General features: G+C 56.8%; 6 protein-coding genes and 1 pseudogene. 4 read left to right on the top strand and 3 right to left on the bottom strand.

What is annotated here, in order from left to right; all coding sequences use genetic code 11:
- Nucleotides 1–70: 70 nt before the first annotated feature.
- Both irp2 and ybtA read right to left on the bottom strand, forming a co-directional pair.
- On the bottom strand, nt 71–6,181 hold the full coding sequence (gene irp2, locus ACCC84_RS07555) for a yersiniabactin non-ribosomal peptide synthetase HMWP2 (protein WP_371901699.1): 6,111 nt from the start codon (nt 6,179–6,181) through the stop codon (nt 71–73).
- Nucleotides 6,182–6,371: 190 nt separating this feature from the next.
- Nucleotides 6,372–7,331 (bottom strand): yersiniabactin transcriptional regulator YbtA, encoded by a 960-nt coding sequence (gene ybtA / locus ACCC84_RS07560; RefSeq protein WP_273869476.1) that lies wholly within the window; start codon nt 7,329–7,331, stop codon nt 6,372–6,374.
- 256 nt (nt 7,332–7,587) lie between these two features.
- Between ybtA and ybtP the strand changes: the two genes are divergently transcribed.
- Genes ybtP through ybtS form a run of 4 tightly spaced genes read left to right on the top strand, consistent with a single transcriptional unit; the run spans nt 7,588 to nt 13,697 of the window.
- Complete coding sequence (gene ybtP, locus ACCC84_RS07565) at nt 7,588–9,300, top strand: yersiniabactin ABC transporter ATP-binding/permease protein YbtP (protein WP_273869705.1); 1,713 nt, start codon at nt 7,588–7,590, stop codon at nt 9,298–9,300.
- Nucleotides 9,287–11,089, top strand: coding sequence for a yersiniabactin ABC transporter ATP-binding/permease protein YbtQ (gene ybtQ / locus ACCC84_RS07570; RefSeq protein WP_371901700.1), 1,803 nt, complete (start codon nt 9,287–9,289; stop codon nt 11,087–11,089). Before ybtP ends, ybtQ begins: the two co-directional genes overlap by 14 nt.
- Nucleotides 11,082–12,359, top strand: coding sequence for a yersiniabactin-associated zinc MFS transporter YbtX (gene ybtX, locus ACCC84_RS07575; protein ID WP_273869472.1), 1,278 nt, complete (start codon nt 11,082–11,084; stop codon nt 12,357–12,359). Before ybtQ ends, ybtX begins: the two co-directional genes overlap by 8 nt.
- 27 nt (nt 12,360–12,386) lie before the next feature.
- Nucleotides 12,387–13,697 carry a yersiniabactin biosynthesis salicylate synthase Irp9/YbtS gene (gene ybtS, locus ACCC84_RS07580; RefSeq protein WP_371901701.1) on the top strand — a complete coding sequence of 437 codons (1,311 nt, stop codon included), beginning with the start codon at nt 12,387–12,389 and terminating at the stop codon, nt 13,695–13,697.
- A 111-nt stretch (nt 13,698–13,808) separates the two neighbouring features.
- On the opposite strand, the pseudogene ACCC84_RS07585 reads toward ybtS, so the two are convergent.
- A pseudogene (locus tag ACCC84_RS07585) lies at nt 13,809–13,919 on the bottom strand (Arm DNA-binding domain-containing protein); the annotation flags it as partial.
- Nucleotides 13,920–14,447 lie beyond the last annotated feature (528 nt).

Raw genomic sequence — 14,447 nt, forward strand, 5'->3', positions numbered from 1 at the left:
AGATTCACAAAGTCAATGGAACGCCATGCATTCGCGATGGCGTTCAGGGGAAAAATCAGTTTGCTTCGCGCTATATCCGCCGCTGACGACGGCGAACCGGGCGAGGACGTTTTGTTTTCTCCGCCGAAGCGACGCCGGCCAGATAATCGGCCAGGGTGGCAGGAGAAGGGTGGCTGAAGAGGTCAAGCAACGTCAGGGTGGAAAATTCGTGACGTTGTAATAAAACGTGCAGTTGCACCAGATTCAGCGACGTTGCGCCCGCCTCAAAGAAGTTTTCTGCGGGCGTGACAGACTCGCCAACCACCTCGCGGAAGGCGTCGCAAATCAGACTGACGGTGCTCTCGTCCGCCACAATGTGTGGTTGAGAGTGCTCAGGGCATACGCGCTGTGAGCGCTCTGCGCATTGCCCTGCCTGTTTAACGGGAGGCGCCAGCGCGGTGAGCGGCAGTTGCCAGCTGCTTTCATCCTCGGCCATTCGGTTTAGCAATGCGCAATACTGTTCAAACTGGCGCTCCACCTGCCCGGCAGGAAACAGCGCGGCGACAAAATCCCAGTTAAAGCGCAGTTCGCCTTCGGATTCATAAACCTGGTGATCGAGCCAGACCTGCGGCGTCTGGGAGATGCCCCAGACCGGTTTGAGAAAATTACGCCGGGCGAGGAAGTTATCCTGCTCAAAGCCCAGCGCGCTGGTAAAGACGACGGGCATCGGAATGGCGGGCACGTTTTGCCGTTGCGCCAGTTGACGCATCACGCGGATGGCCGACACATCGCGGTGGTTGAGGTTGTGGCTCAGCCGCTGCTGTAGTGACTGCGCGCAGTGCAGCCAGCTTTTGCCGGGATGCCAGCTCAGCAACATCAGCGAGGTAAAATCGCCCAGAATCTGGTTGATTTGCGGGTGCAGCGGTCGCCTGTCGAAAAGCGTAAGGTTAAGCGTGAACTCAGGCTGCGCACTCCATGCAGAGAGAACCGTTGACCACACCGACAACAGCACGGCCGACGGGGTGAGATGGGCGTCAGCCGCCCGTTTTTTCAGACGATGCCAGCGCGTGCTGTCCAGCGCGCCGTTCAGGCGGGCGAAGCGCGGTGTTTCAACCTCCAGAGGCAAGCAGCGCAACGGCAACGCAGGCGCCGGAGGAATATCATCAAGCTGCGCCTGCCACCATGTCAGAGAATCTGGATTGGGCGACTGTAGCGAGGGTTGTTGCAGATAATCCCTGAAGGTGACGGGCAGCGGCGGAGGCAGCTGTTGCGGGTAGCGGTAGCCGTGCTCCAGCTCCGCCAGCAGGATCTGCATGCTCAGACCGTCAAGCAACAGGTTATCCAGACACAGCCACAGGCGGGCGGGCATCCCGTCCACGTATCCAACCTGGAGATCGAATACCGGCCACACTTCGGGATTGAGTACCTGATGCGCCAGTTTTTCGCGTACCCGCAACGCCTCTTCTGGCGTATGGAGGGTGTGTGCGGGTATCAGCCAGGGGGGCGTCTGTTCGAGCACCTGTTGCCGTCCATCACGCACGACGGCGCGCAGCATATCGTGACGGGCGATTAATCGGTTCCAGACCGTCTCCAGCCGGGTGAGGTCCAGATCGGCAATTTCAAATTCAACAAAGAAATGTGAGCCGACGCCGCCCAGGGCAAAGCCCGGCTGACGCCCCACCAGGTAAGCCTGCTGCACATCGGTAAGCGCAAAGGGCTGGTAGCGTTCTTCAGGGGAGTGGACGAAGGGTTGTTCGACCGGGACGTCGATTTTCCGCAGCGTGGTGGCAAAATCCGCCAGCCGGGGATGATTAAACAGGTCGCTTAATTGCGCTTCATAACCTGCCTGATGGAGTTGCCCGGTCAGACGGGTCGCCAGCAGGCTATCGCCGCCTTGCTGGAAAAAGTCGGTTTCTCTGGTGACATTGCCAGTCGATAAGAGTTGCTGCCAGAGGGCGGCAACCTGTTTTTCAATGTCGCCCTGGGGTAAATCCGCTTCGGCCTGGTTTTCCGCTTCAGGGGTATGACGACGCTTCAGCGCCTGATAGTCAATTTTCCCGTTCGCCGTCAGCGGTAAGGCGTCGAGGAAAACGATTCGTTGCGGCACCATCCACCCAGGCAGGCGCCCGGCGAGGGCGGCCTGAAGTTGACGAGGATCGCGGCGCACTTGGCTATCGGGACATTGTACGAGGAAGCGTTGTAACCCCGCGACGTCATCGCCATGCTGACAGTTGAAGGCGGCTGCGCTTAATAACGCAGCCCAGTCGGCGCTGTTATGCAGTAAGGCCTCCGGCTGCCCATCGGTTAACAGAAGCGTACTGAGCAAGGCGGACGGCGTTAACTGGCGAAACTCCATCAGGTAGAGCAGCGCGCCGGGAACGGCAAGCTGTTGTAATGTCGCAAGGAGCCCGGGATCTTCCGGCAGCAGACGATGCAGGGCGTTATTAAGCCAGATAATGTCCGCCGAGTGAGCGTGCGCCGCCAGCGTGTCTGCATTCCAGGGGGACAGACGAGCACCAGGCCAGGAGGCGAGCCTCTGCCGGGCGCTCAGCAGCATCTCCTGGCTCTGCTCAAGCCCGACATACTCAATCTGTCCGGCGTTGAGCTGTGTTAACAGCGATTCTGCGGCGCGGCCAGTGCGAGTTCCCACCTCAAGCAGGCGTACCGGGCGCTGTAAGCGTTGTGCAAGCTGTTGGCAAATTGTCGCCAGTTCCTGAACATACAGGGCGCTGGCCGGATGGTTGAAGGCCAGGCTTTCCGGCGACCACTGCGCGTCGTTGAGTAACGACAGTTCGTCACGGGTGCCGCGAAGAATTTGCGATAACGTTAAATCATGTCCGCTGAAATGCGGATGTTCATCTTCGCGCTCTTCACCAGCACAGACCTGATAACCTTCAACCACGGGCTTCAGTCGCCGTTGCGTCACCAGGAATGCTAACCAGCGTTCCACCACGGCCTGCCAGCGCGGCTGGATAGCGAGTGAGTTCATCAGGGGGAGAGGATCGGTGCCAGTGGTGTGACCCGGCTTTAGTTTTAACAGGCGATGCTGAAGGAAATCGGCTACCTGTTCTGCGGAGATCTCTGGCGAGATGACGCCACAGGGCAACGTTCCAGCAAGCGTGTGCCACGCCTGCGGCAGTGCCGGGTCCCGATGATCGGTAATGCAAAAAAACTCGCCCTGAGGAACAACGTATGCCGCCAGCGTTTTTTCTTTTTCGCCGATCGCCAGAACGGTTGCTTGTTTCACTCCCGTCAGTTGGCTGAGCGCGCTTTCGATTTCGCCCAGCTCGATGCGATATCCTCCGACTTTGACCTGCTTGTCGCGACGACCGAGAAACTCTATTGTGCCGTCTGGCCAGTAGCAGCCGAGATCGCCGGTGCGATACCAGCGCTCGTCCGGGGGGAGCGTCAAAAATTGCTGCTCGCTGCGCAGGGGATCGTTGAAATAGCCTTCTGCGACCCCGATACCGCCAATCCATAATTCGCCCGGCACCCAGTCAGGGCAGTCCCGGCCCCGTTCATCCACCACCCGGTAGCGTTGGTTGGTTAGCGGAAAACCGTAAGGGATGGAACGCCAGTGGACAGGGACGTCGTGAATTTCGCAGGCGTTAGACCAGATAGACGCCTCGGTGGCACCACCCATCGCGATAAATTGTCCTTGTGGGCGGAAGGCCTGATAACGGGCGGGGAGGTCAAGCCCGATCCAGTCGCCGGAAAGCATCACTGCGCGCAGGTTTTCCGGCATGGCGTCGGCGAACCCTTCACACCAGGTCAGCAGCATATCGAACAGTGCCGGGACGCTGTTCCAGAGTGTGACCTGATGGCGTTGGATCAGCTCACACCATGCGTGAGGATCGCGCCGTTGATTTTCCATCACTATAATCAGTGCGCCGCCCGCACGCAGTACGCCAAAAATGTCGTAAACCGATAAATCAAAATGCAGGGCGGAGAGAGCCAGCACCCTGTCATCGGGGCCAACCTGATAACGGGTATTGATATCGCAACAGGTGTTGAGCGCTCCCCGGTGCGAAATGACTACCCCTTTCGGTGTGCCGGTAGAACCGGAGGTGTAGATAATATAGGCCGGTTGCGTGGGGTCGCGTACCACCGGGTTGACGATCGGCTCCGCCTCAATGGCCTGCTGCCAGGCAAGGACGGGAATATCGTCTGACCAGGCGTTGGCGTCGTGCTGGCAAATGAGCACCAGCCGGACGCTGGCATCAGCGTAGATTTTCTCGCGCCGTGCGGCAGGCTGGTCCAGCGAAACCGGAACGTAAACCGCCCCGGCCAGCAGGACGGCCAGAACCGCAACAAGTTGTCCTGCGCCTTTCGACATCGTGATCGCCACATTATCGCCGGGCTGAACTCCGCACTCGATTAACCTGCCCGCGCAACGGTGGGCATAGTCTGTCAGCTCATGATAATTCCACTGATAATGTCTGTCCGTTACCGCCAGCGCCTGCGGCTGTTGCAGGGCGATACGGAAAATGCCTTCATGCAGCAAGCCTTCGGGAATGGGGGCGCCGGTGGCGTTGACCCGTTCGCGTATCGCGCGTTGGCTGGCGGGCATCATATCTGCGAACGGCTTTTGCCAGGCGCTTTCGTCATCGCAGAGTTGGTTAATCAACTGGCAGTAAGCGTCGAACAGCGTTTCGACTAGCGCGGGAGGGAACAGCGCGTCGTTGCTGTCCCATTGCAGCCAGACCTCGCCGTGATGCTCGAACGCCAGATGATCTATCCAGACCTGCGGCGTTTGCGAGATGCCCCATTCCGGCTCGCCCAACGGTGATTTTGCGCGGCTGCTGTAGAGGGAGCGGCCCAGATTACTGGTAAATACCACCGGGGCACCGTGGGGGTAGCGCTGCTGGCGTTTGAGTTCACGGAGTAGTTCGACGCCGGACCAGTGGCGATGCTCCCAGTCCTCTGTAAACGTCAGCTGGTTTTTACGCGCTAGGTTGCCGACGGTATCGCCGTCGCAGGCGGTATCCAGCAGAAGAATATTGGTGAAATCGGCAAGCATCGCGTCAATTGCCGGGTGCAGCGGCTGGCGGTCGAATAAGGTGATGTTAAGCAGCAGACGCGTCAGGCCGCCCCAGCGAGCCAGCACGGCAGAAAAACAGGTCGCCAGCGCCATGGTCGGCGTCACGCCATACTCACCGGCCCGGTTGCTAAAGGCGTGCCAGCGTGTTGCCGGGACAATCATGCGGCGTCGGGTATTACGAACTTCACTCAGCGTGGCGGGTTCGCAGGCCAGTGGCAAGACGGGCGCGGGGGGAAGCGTCGATGCTTTCGCCAGCCAGTAAGCGCGCGCGTCGTCTCTCAGTGGTTGATTGATCTTCTGCTGGTGCAGCAAATACGAACGGAAATCATAGCGGGTGTCGATAGCTGACAGCGATTCTCCGGCCAGCAGGGCGTTAAGCTCATCGAAGAAAAGCGTAAAGCTGGAGGCATCCATAATCAGCAGGTCAATATTGACATGGAGGCGGTGGCGATTGTCCGGCAAGAGCGTCAACTGAAAATCAAACGTTTCGCCGATCTCCACGCGTAAAAGACGGTGGCTCAGGCGCTGGCGCAGCGTGTCCAGATAAGCCTGGTGGCTTTCAGCGTCATTATGGCGTAAATCATGAACGGTGACGCCGTTCCAGTAAGGTTGCGGTAGCCAGATCTGCTGCCCGTCGGGGCGAAAGGCGATTTGCAGCATTGGGTGGCGTTGCTGCAAGGTCGTGATGGCCTGCTCCAGCTGCGACGCCGTCAGACAATGGCCTTCAAACTCCTGATACAGGTGGCAACCCACGCCGCCAAGCGTCTGCCCCGGCATGCGGCCTGTCAGGTAGGCGTGCTGTACCGGCGTCAATGGGAAGGGGGTGCTTTCGGTCATGTTTGGCCAGGATGATTCGTCGGGCAGCGCTTCTTCTTCCGCGTTCTCCGGCGACCGGCTGAGCATTAACTGATTCCATGCCGCCAGCGTGGGGGCGGCATACAGCTCACGAAGGGTAAGGTGGTAGCCATTTTTACGAAACCAGTGTAACCATCTCATCAATCTCATTGAATCCAGGCCTGCCTGGATCAGATTGCTCTCTTCATGTAACTGCTGCGGCGTTAAATTCAGTTCCTGTATGAGCCGCTCGCGTAACTGTTGGTAATTAGCCGCGTGGCAGTTGTCCGGTAACAGCGGATCCTGAGATGATGCGCTAGAAATCATTCTTCCTCCTGATGGCACGTCTTACCGAAATTCATTTCTTATATGAGAATAATAATTATTAACAATTGAATGCTACCCGAAACGGGTTTATTTATGCCCGTTTCGGGTTGGTAACAGGTGGAAAGAACAGAGGCCCGGATGGGGTATCCGGGCCTCTGTCAGGGAGGAATTTATGGGGACGCGACCCCGGTTACATCACGCGTTTAAAGGTCGAAGGGGTTACGCCAAACTGTTTCTGGAAGGCGGCAGAGAAATGGCTGGCGTTGGCATAGCCCAGATCGGCCGCCACCGTCATGACAGAGGTATTGCCGTTGGCCAGGCGTCTTCTGGCTTCCTGCATTCGTTCAGCCTGAAACAGACCATAGACGCTGTTGTTGAACAGAACTCGGAAGCCTCGCTTAATTTTGAGAACGCTCAGGCCGGACTCTCTGGCCAGCTCCAAGGCGCCCGGCGCTTGCGTCAGATCGGCCAGCAGCAGATCCTTCGCCCGCAGCAGTTTCTGGCGGTCCATCGGGTTGATGTGGCAGGAAAGGCAACTGACGTCTTCGCGATGCTCATCCAGCACCAGACTGAGCATGACCAGACTTTGCCCCTGCAACCATAGCGTCGACGGCTTTTGTTCATGACTGAAGCCGCCGTGCATGCGCATTAGCGCGTGACGCAAGGCCTGAGCCGTTAAGTGGGTTTCAGCATTACAACGCTGCTGCTGGCAACAGCAGTGGGAGTCGATCTTATTCTTAATGGCCGCGCTAATATCCGGTACCCACAGCGCGAGGGTTTCAGGGCTGAAGGAGAGGGTAATGCTCTCGAATCGGCCACAATAGGAGGCGCTGCCGCGGCAGTCTGGCGTATGGGTAATGTAATGGCGATTACGCGCAAGCTCCCAGTCGGTGTGACGCCTGAGTCCCTGAATCGCAAAGCGTGATGTGCCTTCCAGGATGCACGAGAAGTTAATCCTGCCCAGATCGTCGTATAGCTGCAACGTCTCAGGCTGCGCAAAATGGCCCCTCCAGAGCAAAATATCCATACCTTCCTGCAACGAACAGCGCAGCAGTTCACACTGAGCAGGAATATTGCCATTGTTTGTAGGTTTCCCGACCACCAACTGGTGAATAGAGATTTCAGATTGCGTTTGCGCTGACTCCGTCATGACCTGGTTATCTCCCTGTGGCTTAGACCAATGCGGGTATAAATAGAACCGAATGGGGTAGATGAGTTATTGATAATGGTTATTATTCACAATAATTCTCCGAGCGCCACCCTGAATTGTCGTTTTTGGCGCCCGTAAAAATTCATCAGGAAATTCAGCCACTCCCATGTCATCTCAATCATCCAATACTGAATCGCTGTCCCGATTTCCTCTCTGGCAGGTGATTATACCGGTGCGCCGGAAGGTTATTTTAGCTATGGCGCTGGCGGGGCTGGCGGCATTAACCAGCTTGGGGGCGCTTCTTTTTCTGGCGTGGAGCCTGCGCGATATTCGCACGACGCCTGACGCTATTCCGGCCTGGCCGCTGGGCGGCGTGATCGGCTGCGTGGTCTTGACTTTTGTTCTGCGCTTGCAGGCGTTCAACATCTCTCATTATGCGGCTTTTCATCTGGAGAACATTCTGCGCAGCAGGTTAGCCCGTAAAGCATTGCAACTTCCGCCTGGCGTGTTACAGCAAATGGGTAGCGGATCGGTGGCGAAAGTGATGCTGGATGACGTGAAGTCGTTACATATCTTTGTGGCTGACAGTACGCCGCTCTATGCCCGCGCGATCATCATGCCGCTGGCGACAATCATTATCTTGTTCTGGCTGGACTGGCGGCTGGCAATTGCGACGCTGGGGGTACTGGCGTTTGGCTCGGTTGTTCTCGTGCTCGCCCGCCAGCGTTCGCAAGATATGGCTCAGCGTTATCATAAGGCGCGCGAGCAGGTTAGCGCGGCGGTTATAGAGTTCGTACAGGCCATGCCCGTGGTGAGAACGTTTGATAGCGGCAGCACCAGTTTTTTACGCTACCAACGCGCCCTTGAAGAATGGGGCGATGTGCTCAAAACCTGGTATCGCAAAGCCGGTTTCTCAGCGCGTTTTTCCTTCTCGATTCTGAATCCTCTCCCGACCCTATTTGTCCTGATCTGGTCGGGGTACGGCCTGCTGCACTATGGCAGTCTCGATTTTATCGCGTGGGTGGCTGTTTTACTGCTGGGCAGCGGAATGGCCGAAGCCGTGATGCCAATGATGATGCTCAATAACCTGATCGCGCAAACGCGTTTAAGCATTCAGCGTATTTATCAGGTTCTCGCGATGCCGGCGTTATCGCTACCGCTGTCTGATCAGCAGCCGAAAGAGGCGAGCATTACCTTTGAGCAGGTGAGCTTTCATTATCAGCAAGCGCGTACTGGCGCCGCGTTGCAGGAGGTGAGCTTTCATGTGCCTGCCGGGCAAATTGTGGCGTTGGTCGGGCCAAGCGGCGCCGGAAAAAGCACCGTGGCGCGCTTGCTGCTGCGCTACGCCGATCCAGACAAAGGCCATATCCGTATTGGCGGCGTGGATCTGCGCGATATGCAGACGGACACCCTGATGAAGCAACTCTCGTTTGTGTTTCAGGACAACTTCCTTTTTGCCGACACGATAGCCAATAACATTCGTCTGGGCGCGCCGGATACGCCGCTGGAGGCGGTAATAGCGGCGGCCAGAGTGGCGCAGGCCCATGAGTTTATTAGCGCGCTGCCAGAAGGTTACAACACGCCAGTCGGGGAACGCGGAGTATTTCTCTCCGGCGGCCAGCGGCAGCGCATTACTATCGCCCGGGCCCTTTTGCAGGATCGCCCCATTTTGGTCCTTGATGAGGCGACGGCGTTTGCTGACCCGGAAAACGAAGCTGCGCTTATCAAGGCGCTCGCGGCAGCCATGCGCGGTCGGACGGTCATCATGGTCGCGCATCGTCTCTCAATGGTGACTCAGGCCGATGTGATATTGCTGTTTTCCGACGGCCAGCTCAGGGAAATGGGGAACCATACGCAACTGCTGGCGCAGGGCGGCCTGTATCAACGGCTCTGGCAACATTATCAGCAGGCGCAGCATTGGGTGCCGGGTGGAGCACAAGAAGAGGTGGTGGAAAATGAAAGACAATAATCCTGCGGATAACCAGGCCTGGCGCGTCATCTGGCGCCAGCTTATCTCCAGCGTTGGCAGTGAGGCCAGGATGCTGCGGTGCAGTATGCTGGCGCTGTTGCTGGCGGCATTTATGCAGGGGATCGCCTTTGCCTGTCTTTATCCGATCATTGATATGCTGTTACGGGGAGACGCGCCGCAACTGCTCAACTGGGCTGTGGCCTTCAGCGTTGCCACGATTGTGACGCTGGCGCTGCGCTGGTATGGCCTGGGCTTTGAATACCGTGGTCATCTGGCGCAGGCCACCCATGAGTTGCGCCTGCGACTTGGCGAGCAGTTACGCCGCGTGCCGCTGGAGAGGCTCCAGCGCGGCAGGGCGGGTGAAATGAACGCCTTGTTGCTGGGCAGCGTGGATGAAAACCTCAATTATGTTATTGCGATAGCCAATATTTTGCTGCTAACCATTGTCACGCCGCTAACGGCGTCGCTGGCGACATTGTGGATAGACTGGCGGCTGGGGCTGGTGATGTTGCTGATCTTCCCTCTACTGGTGCCGTTTTATTACTGGCGCCGCCCGGCCATGCGGCGACAAATGCAGACGCTTGGGGAAGCGCACCAGCAGCTGAGTGGTGATATCGTTGAATTTGCTCAGGGGATGATGGTATTGCGCACCTGCGGCAGCGATGCCGATAAAAGCCGGGCGCTGCTGGCGCATTTTAATGCGCTGGAAAACTTACAGACCCGCACTCATCGTCAGGGCGCTGGCGCGACGATGCTGATCGCCAGCGTCGTGGAGTTGGGCCTACAGGTGGTGGTGTTATCCGGGATCATCTGGGTAGTGACGGGCACCCTGAACCTCGCCTTTCTGATTGCCGCCGTCGCGATGATTATGCGCTTCGCAGAACCGATGGCGATGTTTATCAGCTACACCTCGGTTGTGGAACTGATCGCCAGCGCCCTGCAACGGATTGAGCAGTTTATGGCGATAGCACCGCTTCCCGTCGCAGAGCAAAGCGAGATGCCGAAACGTTACGATATCCGCTTTGACAACGTCAGCTATCGCTACGAAGAAGGTGACGGCCACGCGCTTAATAATGTTTCTTTGACCTTCCCGGCAGCCAGTATGAGCGCGCTGGTGGGCGCCTCCGGCGCAGGCAAAACCACGGTCACCAAACTGTTAATGCGCTATGCCGATCCGCAGCAAGGGCAGATTTCTATTGGCGGCGTCGATATTCGCCGCCTGACGCCAGAACAGCTCAATAGCCTGATTTCTGTTGTTTTCCAGGAGGTCTGGCTGTTTGATGACACGCTGCTGGCGAATATCCGTATCGCGCGCCCACGGGCGACGCGGCAGGAGGTGGAAGAGGCCGCCCGCGCGGCGCAGTGCCTTGAGTTTATTTCCCGTCTTTCGCAAGGCTGGCTGACGCCAATGGGGGAGATGGGTAGCCAGCTATCGGGCGGCGAGCGCCAGCGGATTTCCATTGCCAGAGCGTTATTGAAAAACGCGCCGATCGTCATTCTCGATGAACCAACCGCCGCGCTGGATATTGAAAGCGAGCTGGCGGTGCAAAAAGCGATCGATAACCTGGTCCACAACCGGACGGTGATTATCATCGCTCACCGTTTATCCACTATCGCCGGGGCCGGAAATATTCTGGTGATGGAAGAGGGACAGGTGGTTGATCAGGGTACTCATGCGCAATTGCTCTCCCGTCATGGACGTTATCAGGCGCTTTGGCAGGCGCAAATGGCCGCGCGCGTGTGGCGCGACGACGGGGTTTCCGCGTCTGGAGAGTGGGTGCATGAGTGACGTTCAGTCGAATGTGAAACCGCTGACGTTGACGACCAGGCGGGTGATTTTTGCTATTGCCGGCGTCTATGTGACGCAGAGCCTGGTATCGGCGCTGTCTATGCAGTCCTTACCCGCGCTGGTGCGCGCTGCTGGCGGTTCGCTGGCGCTTGCCGGTGCGACAACCCTGTTCATGTTGCCTTGGGCGCTGAAGTTTATTTGGGCGCCGTGGATCGAACGCTGGCGGCTTCCGCCCGATAGCCCCGAACGCCGTTCCCGCATGTTAATCCTGCGTGGTCAGGTCGCGTTAGCGGCGATCCTGATGATTGCCGCAGCGATTGGCTGGTTCGGGCGAGAAGGGGGATTTCCTGATGCGCAAATCGCCGCGTTATTTATTCTGTTTATGGTGGCAGGTACTGTCGCCTCCACCATTGATATCGCCAGCGACGGCTTTTGCGTTGATCAACTGACCCGCGCGGGTTACGGCTGGGGAAACAGCGTGCAGGTCGGCGGCAGCTATCTGGGAATGATGTGCGGCGGCGGGGTGTTCCTGATGCTGTCGGCAGCATCTGCCTGGCCTGTTGCCATGCTGATGATGGCGGTGCTGATTATGGCGCTGTCATTCCCGCTGTGGCGTATTACGGAGCCGACGCGAACAGCGGCTATCCCGCATGTTCCGGCGTTAGGTTATGCGCTAAGGAGGAAACAGGCGCGCCTGGGCTTGCTGCTGGTATTGATGCTGAATTCAGGCATGCGGTTTGTACTGCCTCTTCTGGCGCCGCTATTGTTGGATCATGGGTTAAGTATGTCAGCGTTGGGCGCGCTGTTCAGCGGCGGCAATATTGCGGCGGGCATAGCAGGAACGCTGGCCGGCGGATTGCTGATGAAATACACCTCACCCGGCAGAGCGCTGTTGACGGCTTATGGTGTCCAGGGGATCGCGCTGCTGGCGGTGGTGGTGACGCTCATGATGACGCCGGGTCATCTGCTGCCGATTCTCCAGTGTCTGGTCATTGTCCAGTCCATTTCGCTGGCCTGTGCGCTGGTCTGTCTTTATGCCACGCTGATGTCGCTTTCATCGCCTTTGCAGGCCGGTGTCGACTTCACCCTCTTTCAATGTACTGACGCGGCAATTGCCATTCTGGCTGGCGTTATCGGCGGCGTTGTTGCTCAACATTTTGGCTATGCGGCCTGCTTCCTGTTTGCCGGTGCATTTACGTTGCTGGCGGCGTGGGTTGCTTATATCCGGCTGCATGCGGCAAGAGAACTGATGACAAGCGCAATTGATTGATCCGGGAATAACACAGAGAGGTAAGGGATGAAAATCAGTGAATTTCTACACCTGGCGTTACCAGAGGAACAATGGCTGCCGACGATTTCTGGCGTTTTACGCCAGTTCGCAGAAGAAGAGTGTTATGTCTATGAGCGTCAACCCTGTTGGTATTTAGGCAAGGGGTGCCACGCACGGCTGCACATTAATGCCGACGGAACGCAGGCGACATTTATTGATGATGCCGGGGAGCAAAAATGGGCGATGGATTCCATTGCCGACTGCGCGCGTCGTTTTATGGCGCATCCTCAGGTGAAAGGACGTCGGGTATATGGACAGGTTGGGTTCAACTTTGCGGCGCATACACGGGGGATTGCCTTTAACGCCGGAGAGTGGCCGTTGCTGACGTTAACCGTTCCCCGTGAAGAACTTATTTTTGAAAAGGGAAATGTCACCGTTTATGCGGACTCCGCCGAAGGGTGTCGACGTCTGTGCGAGTGGGTGAAAGAGGCTGGTACAACGACGCAGAACGCACCACTGGCGGTGGATACCGCCCTCAATGGTGAGGCGTATAAACAACAGGTTGCGCGCGCCGTTGCGGAGATCCGCCGTGGCGAGTATGTCAAAGTGATTGTCTCGCGCGCCATTTCCCTGCCATCGCGGGTTGATATGCCCGCCACGCTGTTATACGGGCGGCAGGCAAACACGCCTACGCGTTCGTTTATGTTCCGTCAGGAAGGGCGCGAAGCGCTGGGCTTTAGCCCGGAACTGGTGATGTCAGTGACGGGCAATAAAGTGGTCACTGAACCGCTTGCGGGCACCCGCGATCGCATGGGAAACCCTGAGCATAATAAGGCGAAAGAGGCAGAACTGTTGCACGACAGTAAAGAGGTGCTTGAGCACATACTTTCTGTCAAAGAAGCTATTGCTGAACTGGAGGCCGTTTGTCAGCCGGGCAGCGTGGTGGTTGAAGATTTAATGTCGGTTCGCCAACGCGGCAGCGTTCAGCATTTGGGGTCTGGCGTGAGCGGTCAGCTTGCGGAAAACAAGGATGCCTGGGATGCGTTTACCGTGCTGTTTCCGTCGATTACTGCCTCAGGTATCCCTAAAAATGCTGCCCTGAACGCGATTATGCAAATTGAGAAGACGCCGCGAGAGCTCTATTCCGGCGCAATCCTGCTGCTGGACGATACGCGCTTCGATGCGGCCTTAGTCCTGCGGTCCGTATTTCAGGACAGCCAACGCTGCTGGATACAGGCGGGGGCGGGAATCATCGCGCAATCTACGCCGGAACGTGAACTGACGGAAACGCGGGAGAAATTAGCGAGCATTGCGCCCTATTTAATGGTTTCAGAGTGACTGTTTTTAACCCCACAACTCGGAGAGTCCAAAGACAATTGAGTGACTCTCTGCCTCTTCTGTGACGTTACTCCTTATTTCTTTTCTCTTGATACGATATTTGAGATATCAGAGACGTGAACCGCCCGGATTGACTAAAAGCTACAGGCCATGAGAATCGGAAACTTTGAAAGGTTTAGCGGGTGGTTTTAAGCTGCGGATTTTAGTGTCGTTCAGAGACATAGGGTGGTCACTCCATAATCGAACTGAAATGACCCCAAATCAGACTACCAATCTTGCCCGATGCGGAGGGGGAAAAGAAAATGCATCGGGAAGCCTTTTCACACTAACTTGTTGAATCTAAATCGTATAAAGAGTCGTGAAGATGCATGAAAACATAAATATGGCTCCCTGACTGGGATCGCCTTTGCCAGTAAGTGGCTAATAAGTAAGCTAATCCTGAAAGTTCTCCCGGTCAAGACCACCAGAATGACCACCAATAGTTGCGGTTTCCATAAATCTGGTATGAGCGTTCCGCAGCATGGGTGAACATGACTATTTTACTCTCTGAAAATGAAGCGTAGTTAGAGGTAACGTCGAAGGCGTTTATCCTATGTGAAACTGTGTGCAAAGAGGTTTAACTGTCGGCTGAGTGCCAAGAGCGGAAGTTTATCAGGCTGTGATAATAACGAGGCGAGGTCAATAATTTTAAGTGGTAAAATGTCAAACGAATCTTTTTCCACAGAAACGTCAGCAATAGCTGTTACCAGA

Source organism: Serratia odorifera (assembly GCF_041448735.1).
GTDB classification, from domain to species: domain Bacteria; phylum Pseudomonadota; class Gammaproteobacteria; order Enterobacterales; family Enterobacteriaceae; genus Serratia_F; species Serratia_F odorifera.

Coding starts and splice junctions, on each gene's coding strand:
- ybtS (WP_371901701.1), top strand. CDS start 12,387: ATGAAAATCAGTGAATTTCTACACCTGGCGTTACCAGAGGAACAATGG.
- ybtP (WP_273869705.1), top strand. CDS start 7,588: ATGGCGCTGGCGGGGCTGGCGGCATTAACCAGCTTGGGGGCGCTTCTT.
- ybtQ (WP_371901700.1), top strand. CDS start 9,287: ATGAAAGACAATAATCCTGCGGATAACCAGGCCTGGCGCGTCATCTGG.
- ybtA (WP_273869476.1), bottom strand. CDS start 7,331: ATGACGGAGTCAGCGCAAACGCAATCTGAAATCTCTATTCACCAGTTG.
- ybtX (WP_273869472.1), top strand. CDS start 11,082: ATGAGTGACGTTCAGTCGAATGTGAAACCGCTGACGTTGACGACCAGG.
- irp2 (WP_371901699.1), bottom strand. CDS start 6,181: ATGATTTCTAGCGCATCATCTCAGGATCCGCTGTTACCGGACAACTGC.